The organism is Algibacter sp. AS12, assembly GCF_046736315.1.
Classification (GTDB): Bacteria; Bacteroidota; Bacteroidia; order Flavobacteriales; family Flavobacteriaceae; genus Algibacter_B; species Algibacter_B amylolyticus.
The window spans coordinates 1,140,482-1,160,104 of sequence record NZ_CP151841.1 but is presented as its reverse complement, the minus strand read 5'-3'; the positions used below and the strand labels follow the sequence as shown (position 1 = coordinate 1,160,104).

Genomic DNA, 19,623 nt, shown 5'->3' with positions numbered 1-19,623 from the left:
GTAACATTTTAAATATATACTTTTATAAAGTTATTATAAAAGATCAACTAAATTTCGGGGAATTTAAATTAATTCTCCGAAATTTAAAGTTATAAAACGAACCAAAACTAAAACCAAACTAAATACAATGAAAACCCTAACTGTACTTTTGTTTTTTATTTCACAAGTCACTTTTTCCCAATACAAAGACGTTAAAGTAGATGGAACATTTAAAAAATGGCAAAAAGTAACCTTAAGTTTTACTGGCGATACTTTTAATGAGATTCAAGAAGATAATCCCTTTTTAAATTACAGACTTAATGTTGTTTTTAAACATAAAAACAAAACGTATATAGTTCCTGGTTTTTATGCTGCCGATGGTAATGCAGCCGAAACAAGCGCCAAAACCGGTAAGGTTTGGCAAGTACGATTTATGCCAGACGAGATTGGTACTTGGACTTACCAAGTATCCTTTAGAAAAGGGAAAAATATAGCCGTAAATGATGATATAAATGCAGGTGAACCTGTTGCTTTTGATGCTTTAAAAGGTGATTTTGAAATTACAAATCCAGATGAAGCCGACAAAGGCAGGTTGCAATATACAGGCGACAGATATTTGCACTATGCCGAAACCAACACGCCCTTTTTAAAAGGCGGTACAGATAGCCCTGAAAACTTTTTAGGCTATTATGAGTTCGATCAAACACCAGATAAACACAGGTACGAGCCACACGCTCAAGATTGGAAAAAAGGAGATCCTACGTGGCAAAACGGCAAAGGGAAAAACATTATTGGTGCATTAAATTATTTAGCTTCAAAAGGCATGAATTCGGTTTATTTTTTAACCATGAATGTGCAAGGCGATGGTAAAGATGTTTGGCCATGGACCGATGAAAATGAGCGTTATCGTTTTGATTGTAGTAAGTTAGACCAATGGGAGCTTGTTTTCGATCACATGGATGCGCTAGGGTTAATGCTTCATATAGTAACTCAAGAAACAGAAAACGAGCTGTTAATGGATATTGGTGAACTTGGTGTACAACGAAAATTGTATTACCGAGAGTTAATCGCAAGGTTTTCTCATCATTTAGCAATAACGTGGAATTTAGGAGAAGAAAATGGCCCTGTGCATTGGTCGCCAAAAGGACAAAATGATAGCGATAGAAAAGCTATGGCTAAGTATCTTAAAACTCATGATCCTTATAAGAATTTAGTGGTGTTGCATACACATTCCTTACCAGAAGAACAGGGTTTATATTTAAATCCATTACTAGGTTATCCGTTTTTAGATGGTCCTTCTATGCAAACGCACAAACCCGATTTAATTCACGACATAACCAAAAAATGGATAAACAAATCTCAAAAAAATGGTAGAAATTGGGTTGTAAATCAAGATGAAATAGGTCCTGCGGATACTGGTGCAAAACCAGATAAAGACGATCCTAACCACGATGATATAAGACATCGTGTATTATGGGCAAATTTAATGGCCGGAGGTGCTGGTGTAGAGTGGTATTTTGGATACAAATTTGATCATAACGATTTAAATTGCGAAGATTGGCGTTCTAGAGATGGTGTTTGGAATCAAACAAGATATGCTTTGGACTTTTTTCAGAACTATTTGCCTTTTTCAGAAATGCAATCGGCCGATGGTTTAACCGATAATCCAAACGATTTTGTTTTTGCAAAAAATGATGATACCTACGCCATTTACTTACCTGAAGTAAAAGAAACAAAAATCAACTTATTTGGTTCTAAAAACACATTTCAAGTAAAATGGTATAACCCAAGAACCGGTGGAGACTTGCAAAACGGAAGTGTTAAAACTGTAGAAGGTGGTCAAAAGACAGATGTTGGGTTTCCGCCAAATAAAGAAAAAGATTGGGTCGCGTTGTTAAGCTTAAATCGTAAAACAAAAAAAGGACCTTTAAGAACAAAAAAAGAGGTAGTAACCTTAAATGCTTTAACAGATTTTGAAATAGAAACAAATCAAAACAAAGCGGTATACTATAAAGATAAATCTAACGGTGTTTTTGCTATTAATGCTGCAGATAAAGCACAACGCTCTATGTATGCGTATGCAACCACAAGGTTTAATGGAGTGTCTGGTTTGTATGATTTAGCGTTTATTTCAATGGCCGAGAATGATGGTGAATCGGAATACCTTATTTTAAAAAATGGTAGTGTTATAAGCGAGGTAACAAACCCAGAAACGGATAAAACATTTGCAGAAGCACGTCATAATTTAGGACGAGTTTTTATTGCAGAGCATGATATTATACAAATAGCATCTAAGGCTGTTACAAACAAAAAAATACCTGAAAACGATGAAACAGCTTGGTCTAGAGGCCGATGGAGTCGTTTAGTTTTAACACCCGAAGGCATGGTAACTAAACATATGTTGCAAGCTGAAACTGCTTTTACTGAAAAAGATGGGGTGTTAGAAATTGAGGCAGAGGATTTTCATTATAATTCAAAAAACGGAACAAACAGAACTTGGATTGTTAAAACGGCTAAAGAGAAAACAGGCCAAAGTAAAACCGCAAGCTCTAATACATATATTGAGGCCTTTCCGGATACACGTGTTACGCACGACGATATTTTAATTACAGGCGATAACTTTTTCCCTTTGCCAGGTGTTGGAGGTTTGGTTTCGTATAAAATAAACGTTAGTACAGCTGGCCGTTACTATGTTTGGGTAAGTGCTTATTCTAATGGTACCGAAGATAACGGAGTGCATGTTGGCGTAAATAATACGTGGCCAGAAAGTGGTGCGCGTATGCAATGGTGCGAGGGTAAAAATAAATGGACGTGGTCCTCGGCACAACGAGATCCAGATAACCATTGTGGAACGCCAAAAACCATATTTTTGGACCTCGAAGAAGGAACGTCTATTTTATCTTTCTCTATGAGAGAAGATGGTTTTAAAATGGATAGAATTATTCTAACAAAAGATGTTAACTTTAGTCCTAAATAAAATTGTAACACTATGCAGCTAAAAAGATGCACCAATCTTTTATTACTTTTAGGCTTTGTTTTTACCCTGAATTTTTGGGCACAATCGCCTACTCAAGATTTTAATTTTGTTAATATAAGAGAAGGCATTTCTAAAGTGGGTATTTATTCTATAACTCAAGATCATCATGGGTTTATGTGGATTTGTACTAACGGTTCTGGTTTGTATAAGTTTGATGGTATTGATTATACCTCGTATAAGTTTAAAGTGGAAGACTCGACGGCTTTACGAAGCAATCTTGTTTTTTCGTCGTATTTAGATAAAGAAAACCGCCTTTGGATTGGCACAGAAGATGGATTAAATTTATATAATAGAGATTTAGACCAATTTGAAAAAGTTCCCGTTGGCGATACCAACGAAATTGGTATTTCTGTGTTAAGTATTAAAGAAGATAACCATGGAAACCTTTTAATTGGAACCCGAGCTCTAGGTTTATTCATGCTAAACTTAGAAACTCGAGAGGTTGTTCGATTAGTTAATAGAAATCGTTACCCTGCTATAAATGCTATAGAAATATGTAACGAAACCGTGTTTTTAGGAACTAGCGTTGGGCTTCGCGTGCTGGATTATGCAAACCATAAAATTAGAAGACCACAAAATGATAATAATGCCAATTTTAATTTACCAGTACAAACCTTAAAGCGATCTGCAAGCAACCATTTATGGGCAGGAACTTACGGTCATGGGGTGTTTAAATATCAAACCGAAGATGATACCGTTTTAGAATTTTCAAATTTCGAAATAACCAACAAGCGCATACTAGCAATGATTCAATTGCCAGACCATTCTATATTAGTTGGTTCCGAAAATGATGGCCTTTTTCATTTAATGGATAATGGCTCGCTTATAAAAAGATATGTATACAATAAAAGAGACGAAAATAGTATTCGATCTAACTCTATTTGGTCTTTATTTCTAGATAAGGAAGAACGTATATGGCTAGGGTACTACAATAGTGGTGTAGCTGTTAGCGATAAACTCTTTGATAAATTTGCTAATATAGAAAGTTTAACGAGTAATGTAAATTCATTGCAAACGGGCTCTGTGACCGGTATATCAAAGGATCGTAATAATAAAATATGGGTGTCTATGGATGGTGGAGGTATTGATATTATAGATACTAAAAGCTTAAATTTTAAACATGTAAATCTTTCTAATACCAAGCATTATTCTGGTTTAACTAGTAATTACATACAAACTGTTTTTATAGATAGCAAAGAAAATATTTGGGCCGGAAGTTGGGATAATGGTTTTTATGTGCTTAAAAAAGGAGAAAAAAAGTTTAAAAATGTTAATGTAGATAACTCCAATGGAAGTCTAGTTTCTAACGCTATACTATCTATAACTGAGGATCAAGATGGTATTATATGGATAGGTTCTTTTTATACAGGTATATATGCTTATAACCCAGAAACGGATACGCTTAAAAATTACGCTTCTGAGGCATTCGAAAGCATTTCAACTACCGATGTTAGAAAAATTATGGTAGATAAAGATAATACCATTTGGTTTGGTACTACTGATGGGCTTTTTAAAATAATTAAAGGTGAAAATGAGACCTTAATACTTACTTCGTTAGAAGAGGAAATGTCTCAAGCGCCTAATAATCAAAAAAGTGCCAATCATATTTTATCCTTATTTCAATGTTCTAATGGGTTTGTTTGGATTGGAACACGAGGTGCGGGACTTTGTAAGTATAACAAGAAAACCAATGAGTTTAAGTGGTATAATAAAATTACAGGATTACAAGAAGAAAATGTTACTGGAATTATTGAAGACGACGCTGGTGCTATTTGGATATCGGGAAACTCGGGGATTTCAAAAATAAATATAGAATCAAACGAAGTAACAAGTTATACCTCTAACGACGGGTTGCTGTCCGACGATTTTAACTTTAACGCCACCTTAAAGGATGAAGATGGTGTGCTTTACTTTGGTAATTATAAGGGTATAGATTATTTCCATCCAGAGAAGTTAGAAGTAAATTCTAGTGTGCCTTCTTTGTATTTAACAGGATTAAAAATTTTTAATAAAGACGTTGTTCCAAACGAAAAAAATAGCCCATTAACTAAGGTAATTACCGAAACTAAAAGTTTAGAGTTTAATTACGAGCAAACGGTATTTACTATCGAGTATACTGGGATTAATTATACACGACCAGAAAAAAATCAATATGCTTATTATCTAGAAGGTTTCGAGGAGTCATGGAATTATGTTGGCGATTTACAAAGTGCTACATATACAAATCTAGATTATGGCGATTATACTTTTAAATTAAAAGCAGCAAATAATGATGGCGTGTGGAACGAAACGCCATTAGAACTTAAAATAACCATGTTGCCGCCATGGTGGAAAACAAATGTGGCTATGCTCTGTTATATTGGTTTATTTTTTATGGGCGTATATCTTTTAAATAGAATGACGCAAAGTCGTATAAAAGAGAAAGAAGCTATAAGAAATGAGCGTATACAGCGTGCACAAGAAGACCAGTTAAACGAGAAGAAAATTCAGTTTTTCACCAATATTTCTCATGAGTTTAGAACGCCGCTAACATTAATAATCAATCCGTTGCAAGACATTCTTCGAGACACCAGTTTAGGCCTTCCTTTTTCAGTAAAAGATAAACTAGATGTTATTTACAGAAATACCGATAGGCTTTATAGAATGATAAACGAGCTTATGGATTTTAGAAAACTGGAACTGGATAAAGTTAATATTAGAGCTTCAGAATTTAATCTTGTTAGTTTAACAAAAGATGTGGTTGCTTTTTTTAAGGAAGAAGCTTCTAGCCGTAACATCTATCTTTCCATGGATGCCGATGTGCCCGATTTACCAATTTGGGCAGATGCTAGTATGTTGGAAAAAATCATCTTCAATATTATGTCTAATGCTATAAAAGTTACACCAGATGGTGGTGCTATTAATGCAGATATTTTATCGACAGACGATTTGGTTTTATTTCCTTTAATAGACGAAAAAAAACCGCGTAAGGCTTTAGAAATTAGAATATCAGATACAGGTCCAGGTTTAGAAAAGGACCAGATTAATAAAATTTTCGAACGCTTTTATCAAATTGAAAATCTTAACAAAGGCTATTATGGTAGCACAGGTATTGGTTTAGAGGTTGTTCAGAGTTTTATAAAACTGCATAAAGGAAAAGTTGAAGTGGAAAGTGAAGTTGGCAAGGGAACCACATTTAGAATTTTACTTCCTGCTGGAAATGCTCATTTTACAAAAGAGCAGCTTGCACCTCAGGTAATTTCAGAAAGTACTAAAAAAGAAAAATTTATTTTAAATGCTGGTGTCGAATCTGTTGAAACAGATAACGATGCAGGAAACGATACTAGGTCTAGTACCTTGCTTATTGTAGAAGATAGTGTTGAGCTTAGAAAATATTTAAAAAGCGAATTAATTAACCATTACAAAATATTAGTAGCCAAAAACGGAAAAGAAGGTTTAAAAATCGCAAAACAATCTATACCAGACATTATTTTAACCGATGTTATTATGCCAGAAATGGATGGGTTTGAGTTTTGTAAACAAATAAAAACCGATATAAAAACCAGTCATATTCCCTTATTAATGCTAACCGCTAAAACCAGAATAGACGATCGTATGGAAGGTATAGGTTTTGGTGCCGATGCCTATATGGTAAAACCATTTGATATGCGTTTACTAAAATTACGTTTAGCGCAGTTAATAACCAGTAGGAAGCTAATATTCGATAAGTATTTTGGAGATATTAGCGGAAAAGAACAGGCAGGAACAACTTCTATTGATAAAGAGTTTATACAAAAAGTACTAAGCTATATAAGTGAAAACATGAGCGATTCAGATTTAAGTGTTGAGGTTTTAGCATCGCAATTAAACTTAAGTAGAAGTCAACTTTATCGAAAAATTAAATCGCTTACGGGTCAAACTGTAAATGAATTTTTAAGAAAAATACGTATCCAGAAGGCTAAACAAATTCTAGAAACAGGAAACTCTAATATTAGTGAGGTATGCTATAAAGTTGGGTTTTCTTCACCGTCTTATTTTACAAAATGTTTTAAAGCTCACTTTGGTATTCTGCCTACCGAGGTTAAGGTAAAAGATGATGAGATTTAAATAATTAAAAGCTTAAATTTTAGAAAAAAAACATATAATAGTGGGCCATTTAAGTCTAGTTGTTATGTGTTTTTTTTGTTTTAGGTATAAGTCCATTACTGCACCGATATATTGTTTTTAGGTTGGCTTATTTCATGTAAATCAAAGTTTTAGCTAGATGGTTGTTTTATAATAAATGTTGCATGTATTGTATCAAATGTTGTAAAACAGCACTTTAAAGGGGTAATCGCAACAAAATTCTCATTGATTGCTTAATGCGTTCTATTAAAAACATAAGTGGTCAAGTATATTTGGTATCATTAAATATTGTTTTTTAAAATGAAGCACCGTAAAACCCGATTAAAACTTTTAGCAGAAATTGTACTGGTGTGTTTTATGCTTTTCATTTTGGTAATGATATTTAGTTTTTTTTAATCGAGAATTTTTTATGCCAATAACTAAACTTAACATAGTGAACTCAAAATATTATAACATGGCTATTGTTGTAATGTTTATTTCTGTCTTGATGTCGTGTAACTCAAATAAAAAAGAGGTTGCTTTTCAGTTTCAAGATGAATCACTTTCTGCAGAAGAGCGCGTTAATGATTTGGTATCGCGTTTAACGTCAAAAGAAAAAATTTCTCAGTTGCGCTATGATGCTCCAGCTATATCAAGATTAGGTATACCTGAGTACAATTGGTGGAACGAATGTTTACACGGCGTTGCAAGAGCGGGCGAAGCCACGGTTTTTCCGCAAGCAATTGGTATGGGAGCAACTTGGAACCCAGATTTAATTTTCGAAATGGGAACCGCGGTTTCAGATGAAGCGAGAGCTAAACACCATCAATTTATAAAAGAGGGAAAAAGACGCATGGGGCAGGGTTTAACATTCTGGACACCCAATATTAATATTTTTAGAGATCCGCGCTGGGGTAGAGGTCAAGAAACCTATGGCGAAGATCCGTTTTTAACTAGTAAAATTGGCGTTAACTATATTAATGCCTTACAAGGCGACGATGATAAATATTTAAAGGTCGTTGCTACGGCTAAGCATTTTGCAGTACACAGCGGACCGGAGAAATCTAGACATCAAGATAACTATCAAACTAACAATAAAGATTTATACGAAACCTATTTACCAGCATTTAAAGCAGCGGTAAAAGAGGCCAATGTGTATTCTGTAATGTGTGCCTATAATAGATATAGAGATGCGCCATGTTGTGGAAGCGACATGTTATTACAAAAAATTCTTCGTAACGATTGGGGTTTCAATGGTTATGTAGTGTCAGATTGTTGGGCCATAAACGATTTTTGGCAAGCCGAAAATCATGGTGTTGTAGAAACGCCTGCTGAAGCTGCAGCTATGGCGTTAAATAATGGTACAGATTTAAACTGCGGAAATGTTTACGACCCTAGCCTAAATGATGCTATTTTAAAAGAATTGGTAGATGAAGTAGCTATTGATGCTGCTGTGAAAAAACTGTTTTTAGCACGTTTTAAATTAGGCATGTTTGATGCGCCAGAACATGTAAAATGGGCAAACATACCTTACAATGTTGTGGCAAGCAACGCGCATTTAGCCTTATCTGAAAAAGTGGCTCAAGAATCTATGGTGTTGCTTAAAAACGAAAACAAAACATTACCACTAAGTAAAGATTTAAAATCGATAGCCATAATTGGTCCTAATGCAGATGCTACACAAGCTTTATTAGGTAATTACCACGGCACACCGCAACAGTTTATTACACCATTAAAGGCTATTAAAGCTAAGTTGCCTAATGCAGAAATCCATTATGCTTTGGGTAGTGATATTGCTACGGGATGGTCCACTTTAACACCTATTCCTAGTGCGGTGCTTAAAAGCGAAGGCGAAGCAGGATTAAAAGGCGAGTACTACAGTAACAATATATTTAAAGGAACGCCAGAGTTTACCAGAGTAGATAGTATTATTAATTTTGTCTGGATGCCAAAACGCCCTATTAACAATTTAAAATCTGACAACTTTTCGGTGCGTTGGACAGGAGAATTAAAACCAATCGAAAGTGGTGCTTACAGAATTGGATTAAAGGCAAGTAGTTTTGCTAAATTGTTTGTAAACGATTCACTTTACTTTGAGTTTAGTGCAGAATATGAGCCAAAAACAAAGTATTTCGATACGGTTTTAGAAAAAGATAAAACATACGACATCAAAATAGAGTATAACAATGCATTATCCGATCCACAAGCACATTTACTTTGGGCTAAATTAGATGAAGATTTAATAACTCCAGCTATAAAGGCGGTTAATAAAGCCGATGTTGCTATATTGTTTTTAGGGCTTTCGCCAGAAATTGAAGGCGAAGAAATGGAAGTGGAATTAGAAGGTTTCGATAAAGGTGACCGCTCTGAAATTTCATTACCTAAAAACCAAATTGAATTAATGAAAAAGGTACATGCAACCGGAAAACCAACTGTTGTAGTTTTAATGAACGGGAGTGCATTGGCTGTAAATTGGGCGGCTAATAATGTTCCTGCAATTTTAGAAGCTTGGTATCCAGGAGAATTTGGAGGAAAAGCTATTGCCGATGTATTATTTGGAGATTATAATCCTGGAGGAAAACTGCCGGTAACTTTTTATAAATCGGTTTCAGATTTACCAGATTTTAAAGATTATAACATGGCCAATAGAACCTATAAATATTTTAAAGGAGATCCTTTGTTTCCTTTTGGTCATGGTTTAAGCTATTCTAATTTCGAATATTCAAACCTAAAAATAGCAGATCAAGTAACCCTTAAAAATGCTATTAATGTTTCAGTAGAAATAAAAAACACAAGTAAAATTGCTGGCGATGATGTGGTTCAAATCTACTTAACACATTTGGATAGAGAAGCGCAAAACGCCATTAGAACTTTGGTTAGTTTCGATAGAGTGCATCTAGCTGCTGGAGAGACTAAAACCTTAAATTATAAAATAGATGCCGAACAATATGCCTGGATCAATGCCGAAGGAAAAAAGATTCTAGAGCCAGGTAACGTATTGCTAAGCGTAGGTGGTAAACAACCAAATTTTACTGGTGTTGCCAATGCGAGTTCAACATCTGTTTTAACAAAAAGAGTATTATTAACAAACTAAATAAATAACTAAATTAATTAACTTAAACTATTTAATATGATGAAGTTTAAACTTTTGGGTATGTTGCTTGCTATGTTTTGCATTCAAAATGCCTTTTCACAAGCAAAAAGCATAAGCGGTACAGTATCAGATGTTGGCGGTGTTCCTCTACCTGGTGTATCCGTAATTGTTGAGGGTACAACAAATGGTGCATCTACCGATTTTGATGGTAATTTTACTTTACAAAATGTAACTAATGGAGATCAACTTGTTGTAACTTATATTGGTATGGCTACCAAAACAATTCCTGTTGGCAATCAAAATACCTTTGCAATAACATTAGAAGAATCTCTAGAAGCGCTCGATGCTATTGTAGTAGTTGGTTATGGTGCACAAAGTAGAGCTACTGTAACGGGTGCAATATCTACCGTAGATACTGATGAGATATCAGCTTTACCCGTAACAAATGCTGAATCGGCTCTAGAAGGACGAGCGCCAGGTATTACAGTTGTAAATAGCGGTGTTCCGGGTTCTAGCCCTTTAGTATTAATTAGAGGTTTAGGAACTTTTGGCGACAATAGCCCACTATACGTAATCGACGGTGTTATTGTTGGAAATTTATCGGGGATAAGTCCAAGCGATATAGAAAATGTGTCTATTTTAAAAGATGCATCAACCACTGCAATTTATGGAGCTCGAGGCTCAAATGGGGTAGTGTTAGTAACTACTAAAAAAGGAAAAAAGGGTAAAGGCCAATTATCTTTTAGTACTTATGCTGGGTTTCAAAGAAATACCGAGCGTTATAATACCATGAATACTATCGAGTATTTACAACACGCAGGTAATTTAGGGGTGTTTCCAAACAGACCATTGTCCACCTTTAAAATAAACACTAACTATCAGGATGAGATTTTTAGAACAGGATTAATGCAGAATTATAACATGAATTATTCTGCAGGAACAGAAAACAGCTCTCAGTTTTTTTCTGGTGAATATTTAAAGCAAGAAGGTATTATTATAAATACTGGTTTTGAGAGATATTCATTTAGAGCAAATAGTTCTTTTACCACTGGTAAATTAACCGTTGGAGAGTCTATGTCTATTTCTTTTGGCGAACAAAGCCCAGAGCGAGAAGGTGGTGGTAGAACCTTAATAACTCACGCTATTAAAGCTGCACCATACCTGCCGGTTTACAACGCTAACAATGATGGTGGTTTTCAAGGACCTTCATCTTCTGCCGATGGGCAAGATGCAGAAAACCCGGTAAGAATACAAACTCTTCCAACTGGCGTTAATAAAACCTTAGGTATTATTGGTAATGTGTATGCCGAGTTAGAATTACTTGAAGGTTTAACAGCTAAAACACAAGTTGGTTTAGATTATTTTACTTTTGATGGAAGTACTTTTACGCCTACTTTTAATGATGATAGTGTAGAGGGTAGCACAACACACGCTCAAAATTTTGCTGAATATGGTAGAAGTCATACACAAGGACATACTATTATGTTAACTAATAGCTTAACGTATAACACTACGTTAGGAGATAGCCATAATATTGAGCTTTTAGCATTAGCAGAAAACAATAAAAGAAAAAGCACGAATTTTGGAGGTAGCGCCAGAAACGAAATAACTAATGAGTTAATTCAATTTGGACCAACAAATCAATCTATAGGAAGTGGATCTAGTCAAACTAATAGACAAGGTTACTTAGGTAGATTAAATTATAACTACGATAATAAATATATCTTATCTGCTTCCATTAGAAGAGATGCTTCTTCTAGATTTGGTGAAAATAACAGATGGGGTACTTTTCCATCGGCATCGTTAGGATGGAATTTATCTAAAGAAAGTTTCTTAGAAAATACAGCTTTTAGTAATTTAAAAATACGTGGTAGTTACGGTATTACTGGTAACGATAAAATTGGAGATTACCAGTATAGTGCAAGTTTAGCAGGAGGTTTTGAGTATCCATTAGGAGATAGCAATGGCCCAGGTGTTACTGCAGATGGTGGGGCAAACCCAGATTTAAAATGGGAGGAAACTACCATAATGAATGTAGGTTTAGATTTTGGCTTTGCAAATCAAAAATTTACAGGTACTATAGAGTATTATAGAAACCAAAGTGACGATTTATTATTAAGTTTACCAGCACCATTATCAAACGGTATTAATGCCGGAAACATTACCGCTAATGTTGGTAGTGTAGAAACTAGTGGTTTTGAGTTAGCTTTAGGTTACAACGATATGGATGGAGATTTTACTTGGTCTGCAAACCTTAACTTAGGTACAAGTACCAACGAAGTATTAAGTTTAGGTAACTTAGAGGCTTTTGAAGGGGCTGCAATGAAAGACGGAAAAGGAAATATTTCTAGAACAGTTGTTGGCGAATCATTATTCCATTTTTATGGTTTAGTAAGTGATGGAATTTACCAAAACCAGGCCGAGGTTGATGCTGTATTTACGGCAAACCCTGGGCAAACAGTTGTGCAACCGGGAGATGTTAGATATAAAGATTTAAATGGTGATGGTGATATCACTTCTGAAGATCGCGATATTTTAGCAGACCCTTATCCAGATTTTACTTATGGTTTAAATCTATCGGCTAATTATAAAAATTTCGATTTTAACTGTTATATAACTGGAATTCAAGGTATCGATATTTACAACGAAAACAAATACGATTTAGAGGCAGGTGCAAATAGATTATTTAACGGTAGCAAAGTGTTATTAGATAGTTGGACACCAACTAATCCTTCAACAACACAGCCAAGAGTTCCGGGTGCGCCTCAAAACCACTCTGTGTCTGATAGATATGTTGAAGACGGATCGTTTGCTAGATTAAAAAATATTAGCATAGGTTATACTTTTACAGGTCCTGTTTTTGATAACTATTTTTCAAAACTAAGATTATACGCTAGTGGTCAAAACTTAATAACTATTACAGATTATTCTGGGTTAGATCCAGAAATAGGTCAAGGAAATCAAGAGTTTGGTATTGATAGAGGACGTTACCCACAACCAAAATCGGTTATCCTAGGATTACAAGTATCATTTTAAAAAATAAGACTATGAAAACATATAAATTTATACTTACAGCACTGTTAGGGATTTTTCTTATAAATTCCTGTTCAGATAAAGAATTAGAATTAACAAACCCTAATCAGCTTTCGCCAGATACATTTTTTTCTAACGAGGCACAAGTTCAATCAGCCGTAAATGCTGCATATGCCAACTTACAACCCTTTGGTTTATACGGTCGTCTTATCTGGTATATGATGGATAACATGTCGCATGAGCAATCTGGAAATGGACAACAAGAGGCAGATAAAGTTACTTTTGCCGATTTTTCTTTTGATTCTAGTAACGGCCAAATTGCCGAGTATTGGGATGCTTGTTACAGGGGCGTAAACAAAGCTAATTTTGTTATTGGTAATAAATCTATTATAGATCAAATACCAGGAAACTCACTATCAGAAGTTAAAAAAAGAAAGTTTTTAGGAGAAGCTAGATTTTTAAGAGCACAATACTACTGGTTGTTAGTAAACAGATTTGGAAATATTCCATTAAGAAATGGAGACTTTACACAACCAGAAGGTAAGCCTGTAAGTCCTAAAGCAGATGTAATTAAATTAATTATTGAAGATTTAACTTATGCATCGGCAAATTTATTACCAAAATCTGAAGAAGAAAAAGGTAGAGCTACAAAAGGAGCAGCACAAGCTTTTTTAGGTAAAGTATTGTTGTACCAAAAAGAGTATGCAGCAGCATTAGATTCTTTTAATAAAATGTCTGGGTACGATTTAGAAATCGATTATTATGATAACTTCAAAGAAGAAACAGAGCATGGTATAGAATCTGTTTGGGAAGTTCAATACGATTTATCTTTAGGAACCGGAGCAAAATGGGATAGCCCAGTAGTTGGAGCTGGTCAAAACCATGCAACCTTTAGAGGACAAGATTATGGTGTTTTAGATTGGTTTAACACCTATCCTTCTGATGATTTAGTAGCTTCTTTCGAGCCTGGAGATAAACGATTAAATGGAAGTTTCTATTTCCCGGGCGATACTTACAATAATGGTAACAATACGCTAACTGAAGATGATTTTGCCGAAAACAGCGGAAATATTCGTCCGGTAGCATGGAAAAAGTACCAAAACTATTATAAGCAATCTACTGAAGCTCAGGAATCTGGAATTAATGCGAAAGTTATTCGTTATTCAGATGTATTGTTAATGATGGCCGAATGTGAAAATGAAAGGCCTGGTGGTTCGCAATCTGTTGCCGTAGGTTATATAAACCGTGTTAGAGCAAGAGCGGGGTTAGTAGCATTGCCTACTACCTTATCAAAATCTCAAGTTTTTGATGCTATTGTTCAAGAAAGAAAGGTAGAGTTAAGTGGCGAGCAAGTACGTTTTGATGATATGATTAGATGGGGAATTGTAGGTACAGAATTAGCAGGAACTAACTTTCAAGTTGGTAAGCACGAGCTATGGCCTATACCAGACAAAGAAATAGCAACAAACCCTAACGTTACAGTTGCAAATCAAAACCCAGGATATTAAATTTTGTTTGAGTTAGTTTAGTTGAGTTTGAAAAGCAACACATTTTATATGTGTTGCTTTTTGCACTTGGTCTAAATATGGTGTAATCATCAGTATTAATATAGCTATATTAATAAAAAATTATATTATAACATGAGTATGAAATTTTTAAATAACAGATGCCTTTTCATCATTTTTTTAGTTTGTCTTTTAGGTTGTAACAAAGAGTATAACACGACTAAAGAAATGAATCCTAAAATATTTAAAACTGTTAATGCAGAACGCTCTGGTATAAATTTTAAAAATATATTAACCGAAACCGATACGTTAAACTATTTCACTTATACCTATTTATATATGGGGGGTGGGGTTTCAGCTGGTGATATTAATAATGACGGACTGGTAGATTTGTATTTTACAGGAAACCAAGTAGACAATAAGTTATACCTAAACAAGGGTGACATGAAGTTCGAAGACATTACACAGCAAGCGGGTGTAAGTGGTAACGGCAGCTGGTACACAGGTGTTACTATGGCAGATGTTAACGGTGATGGTTTTCTAGATATTTATTGTTCGGTAAGCGGCAAATTTGAACCTAGGCATAATCAACTATTCATAAATAATCAAGATGGTACGTTTACCGAAAAAGCTAAAGAATATGGATTGGATGATGTTGGACACAGCGTACAAGCCTCGTTTTTTGACTATGATAAAGATGGTGATTTAGACCTTTATGTAGCCAATTATCCACCAACAAAATTTAATTCGCCTGTTTTTGTTTATGTTCAAAACATGAGAAATGTAAAGGATAATGAAACCGACCATTTATACAGAAATGATGGTGGTCGCTTTACAGATGTTACCAATGAAGCGGGCGTAAGAACCTACGGCTTGTCATTAAGTGCTACCATAGGAGATTTAAACAATGATTCTTGGCCAGATATTTATGTGTCTAACGATTTTAGTTCGCCAGATTTTATGTACCTAAACAATCAAGATGGTACATTTAAAGAGGTTGTAAAACAGGCCACAAATCATACGGCATTTTATGGTATGGGCGCAGATATTTCAGATTTTAATAACGATGGAAATTTGGATATTTTTCAAGTAGACATGGATGCAGAAAACCATAGAAGGCAAAAAGCAAATATGGCAAGTATGAATCCGGAATTGTTCTGGAATACCGTCAATGCAGGATTTCATTACCAATACATGCATAATTGTATGCAATTAAATTCGGGTGTTTTTACAAATGGCATGCCTCATTTTTCCAATGTATCTCGCATTACAGGAACATCATCTACCGATTGGAGTTGGGGACCGCTATTCGCCGATTTCGATAATGATGGATTAAAGGATTTATATATTTCTAACGGTACGAGACGCGAAATTAATAATAACGATTACTTTAATAGTTTAGAAGGTGGTAAGCTAGAAACCACAGATTTGCTTAAAAAAAGTCTTGAAATTCCTTCAGAAAGAATTGATAATTTCATGTATCACAATAAAGGTAATCTTCAGTTTGAGCATGTTAATAAAGCGTGGGGCATAGAATTTAAAGGGTTTTCAAATGGCGTTACTTATGCCGATTTGGATAATGATGGCGATTTAGAAATTATTACCAATAATATTGATGATTATGCTTCAGTGTTCAAAAATACCAGTGCTGCAAGCAACAATTATATCACTATAAAATTTAACAGTCAATCAAAAAATACCAATGGTATTGGTAATCGTGTCTATCTTAAGTCTGACGGTATAAACCAAATGCAAGAGTTAACCTTAACACGTGGGTTTCAATCATCGGTGGCACCAGAATTACATTTTGGTTTAAATAAAGCTGAAACTATCGATGAGTTAAAAGTGGTTTGGACTAATGGAAAAATTCAAAAACTAAACAATGTTGCGGTTAATCAAACACTTGTTTTAAATGAAGAATATGCTATTAAAGCATCTCCTGAAACTCTAGAAAACACAACCTTGTTTTTAACCAGTAATGGCATTTTTCCTGAATATATACATCAAGAAAATAGTTATGACGATTTTATAGACCAAGTGTTACTACCTCATAAAATGTCCACCTTTGGGCCTGCTCTTGCTGTAGGCGATTTAAATAACGATGGATTGGATGATTATTTTGTTGGAGGTGCTTCTGGTTATTCTGGTAAATTATTTTTTCAGACTAAAACTGGTTTTGAAGAAAAAGAGCTAAAGGTTTTAGAAGATGATAAACAAAGTGAAGATGTTGGCGCGCTTATTTTCGACGCCGATAATGACGGCGATAACGATTTGTATCTCGTTAGTGGTGGTTATGAGTTTGAACCAAATGCAAAACAACTACAAGACAGACTTTACATTAACAACGGTAAAGGCGATTTTGTAAAAGCTTCAAATGCCTTACCAAATTTTCCTATAAGTGGGTCTAAAGCATACCAAGCAGATTTCGATAAAGACGGTAAAGACGATCTGCTAGTATTGGGGCGTCAAATGCCAAAACATTATCCATCGCCGGTTTCTTCAGTATTATTAAAAAATACTAGTAATAATGGTAATGCACAGTTTGATGTTTTTTCTAAAATGCAACCAAAAGCATTTGAGAATTTAGGAATGGCAACAAGTGCAATAATTACAGATTTTAACAACGATTCGTGGTTAGATATTATTATTGTTGGCGAGTGGATGCCTATTCGTGTGTTTCAGAATATGAGAACCGAATTTAGAGAAGTTTCAGAAGATATGGGACTTACCAAAGATACCACAGGTTGGTGGTGGAGCATTCAAGAAGGCGATTTTGATAATGATGGCGATATGGATTATATCGTTGGGAACAATGGCTTAAACTATAAATACAAAGCTACGCCAGATGCTACTTTCGATATTTTTGTAAACGATTTTGATAAAAATAATAAAGAAGATATTGTATTAAGTTATTACGAAGAAGGCAAGCAATACCCTGTTCGTGGACGCGGATGCTCTTCGCAACAAATACCTGCTATAAAACAAAAGTTTAAGAATTATGAAAGTTTTGCCGAAGCAACTTTAGTGGATGTGTACTCGGAAGAATCACTTGAAAAAGCATTACACTATCAAGTAAAATCTTTTGCGAGTATCTATTTAGAAAATAAAAACGGCAAGTTTATTACACATCCATTACCTATTGAGGCACAAGTGTCGAGCATCAATCAAATTGTGGTAAACGATTTTGATAAGGACTCAAATCTAGACGCCTTAATTATAGGTAATCTTTATAGCTCTGAAGTGGAAACACCAAGAAACGATGCTAGTCATGGTTTGTTTTTAAAAGGAAATGGACAAGGCGAATTTAAGGTATTGCCTGCTTATAAATCTGGTTTTTTTGTAAAAGGCGACGTTAAGGATATGCAACCTATAAAGGTGAATAATGAAACGTATATTTTAATTGCTAAAAATAACGATTCGTTAGATGTTGTAAAACTGAGGTAAAACGCCCGTTTTACTGTGAAAAAGCAACAATTTTATTAGTCATCGCTACATTTATTATACTCAAAAAGATGGCTAAAGAATACATTTGAGTATCAAAAATTATGGATTAGGTTTTAAAACACTTCAAGTTGTTTTTTTTTAAAGCTTAATACAAAAAGATAACTAAAATAAACTAATTAAAACTATTATGAAAACAACTAAAATTTTAAGTTTTTTATGTTTAAGTCTGGCGTTTTGGTCATGTTCTGATGACGATGCGGTTATAGAACTAACACAGCCACAATTTACAGTAACGGCTCCAGAAGGAGAGTCTGGACTTTTTACATTCGAAAACACCACACCAAACAAAGGCGAATTTTACAATTTTTGGGAATTTGAAGTTGGCGGCCCTAAGGTAATCGACCAAGATGGTCCTGTAACTTACGAGTATAGTTCCTCTGGCGATAAAACGGTAACCTTAACTATGGTGAGTTCGTTAACAAACATGAAAACCAGTCAAAATATTACGGTAACCTTACCTCCACCAGCAGATATTAGATACCTAATTAATCCTGAGAGTTTATTAGGTAATGGGTATTTTGGAGAAGGCGAAGGTAACGACTTTACTAATTGGAGTAAAAATAATGGAGCCGATAGAATGACCGAAGAGCGCAGCGAACCACTTGTAGGATCTAGAGCTATAAAAGTTAATAACGAAGTAGACGGAAACGAGTGGGAAACCCAATTAGTTTCTGATGCTTTTCCAACTGTTGATGGCGAAAAATATACAGCCTCTGTTTGGATAAAAGGATCGGCCGTTTCAATACGTTTTTCTACTAACCCAGGTGTTGGCGGCGATCAATATGCGGGTAACTACACACCAACGGCAGACTGGACTCAGTATTCATGGACATTTACGGCTAATTCTGCAACTACCTTGTTAGCACTAGATATGGGAAAAACAAAAGGAACATTTATAATTGATGCCGTAGAGGTTGTTCCAGGCGAAACAGCTTTACCATTACCGTCTAATGATAGTGCACTTTTAAATGGCGATTTAGAAAATGGCGAGGGAGATGATTTTGCTAATTGGAACCAAAATAATGGTACAGATAGAATGACTCAAGAAACTGTAGATGTTTTAAGTGGATCTCGAGCACTTAAAGTTAATAATGGAGTGGATGGAAACGAATGGGAAACGCAATTTGTAAGTGATGCTTTTGATGTTGAAGATGGCGCAAGTTATACGGCTTCAGTTTGGATAAAAGGAGACCCTGTAGAAATTCGCTTTTCAACTAATCCAGGTTTGGGAGGCGAGCAGTATGCTGGAAATTATACGGCTACAGCAGACTGGACTAAATATTCATGGGAATTTAATGCTAATTCGGCTTCCATGACTTTAGCTCTCGACATGGGGAAAACAAAAGGAACATTTTTAATAGACGCTATAAAAGTTGTAAAAAACTAAA

Annotated in this window: 7 protein-coding genes; all 7 read left to right on the top strand. The window is 34.9% G+C overall.

From position 1 onward, the window contains the following. The first annotated feature begins 127 nt into the window (after positions 1-127). The 7 genes from AAFN75_RS04975 (at position 128) to AAFN75_RS04945 (ending at position 19,622) form a co-directional block, all read left to right on the top strand. Positions 128-2,956 carry a DUF5060 domain-containing protein gene (locus AAFN75_RS04975; RefSeq protein ID WP_411808514.1) on the top strand — a complete coding sequence of 943 codons (2,829 nt, stop codon included), beginning with the start codon at positions 128-130 and terminating at the stop codon, positions 2,954-2,956. 12 nt (positions 2,957-2,968) lie between these two features. Continuing rightward, a complete protein-coding gene (locus tag AAFN75_RS04970; protein ID WP_411808513.1) occupies positions 2,969-7,102 on the top strand; it encodes a two-component regulator propeller domain-containing protein in 4,134 nt (1,377 codons plus the stop codon). 472 nt (positions 7,103-7,574) lie between these two features. Continuing rightward, positions 7,575-10,193 carry a glycoside hydrolase family 3 C-terminal domain-containing protein gene (locus tag AAFN75_RS04965; protein WP_411808512.1) on the top strand — a complete coding sequence of 873 codons (2,619 nt, stop codon included), beginning with the start codon at positions 7,575-7,577 and terminating at the stop codon, positions 10,191-10,193. 36 nt (positions 10,194-10,229) lie between these two features. Then, on the top strand, positions 10,230-13,229 hold the full coding sequence (locus tag AAFN75_RS04960; protein ID WP_411808511.1) for a SusC/RagA family TonB-linked outer membrane protein: 3,000 nt from the start codon (positions 10,230-10,232) through the stop codon (positions 13,227-13,229). A gap of 11 nt (positions 13,230-13,240) precedes the next feature. Then, entirely contained in the window at positions 13,241-14,734 is a 1,494-nt protein-coding gene (locus tag AAFN75_RS04955; RefSeq protein ID WP_411808510.1) for a RagB/SusD family nutrient uptake outer membrane protein, read from the top strand. Positions 14,735-14,866: 132 nt separating this feature from the next. Continuing rightward, positions 14,867-18,175: a VCBS repeat-containing protein gene (locus tag AAFN75_RS04950; RefSeq protein ID WP_411808509.1), complete on the top strand. Its 3,309-nt coding sequence runs from the start codon at positions 14,867-14,869 to the stop codon at positions 18,173-18,175. A gap of 187 nt (positions 18,176-18,362) precedes the next feature. Beyond that, positions 18,363-19,622, top strand: coding sequence for a carbohydrate binding domain-containing protein (locus AAFN75_RS04945; RefSeq protein ID WP_411808508.1), 1,260 nt, complete (start codon positions 18,363-18,365; stop codon positions 19,620-19,622). Position 19,623 lies beyond the last annotated feature (1 nt).

Excerpts from the sequence above, each read along its gene's own strand:
- AAFN75_RS04970 (WP_411808513.1), top strand. The coding sequence starts at position 2,969 with ATGCAGCTAAAAAGATGCACCAATCTTTTATTACTTTTAGGCTTTGTT.
- AAFN75_RS04945 (WP_411808508.1), top strand. The coding sequence starts at position 18,363 with ATGAAAACAACTAAAATTTTAAGTTTTTTATGTTTAAGTCTGGCGTTT.
- AAFN75_RS04950 (WP_411808509.1), top strand. The coding sequence starts at position 14,867 with ATGAGTATGAAATTTTTAAATAACAGATGCCTTTTCATCATTTTTTTA.
- AAFN75_RS04975 (WP_411808514.1), top strand. The coding sequence starts at position 128 with ATGAAAACCCTAACTGTACTTTTGTTTTTTATTTCACAAGTCACTTTT.
- AAFN75_RS04955 (WP_411808510.1), top strand. The coding sequence starts at position 13,241 with ATGAAAACATATAAATTTATACTTACAGCACTGTTAGGGATTTTTCTT.
- AAFN75_RS04965 (WP_411808512.1), top strand. The coding sequence starts at position 7,575 with ATGGCTATTGTTGTAATGTTTATTTCTGTCTTGATGTCGTGTAACTCA.
- AAFN75_RS04960 (WP_411808511.1), top strand. The coding sequence starts at position 10,230 with ATGATGAAGTTTAAACTTTTGGGTATGTTGCTTGCTATGTTTTGCATT.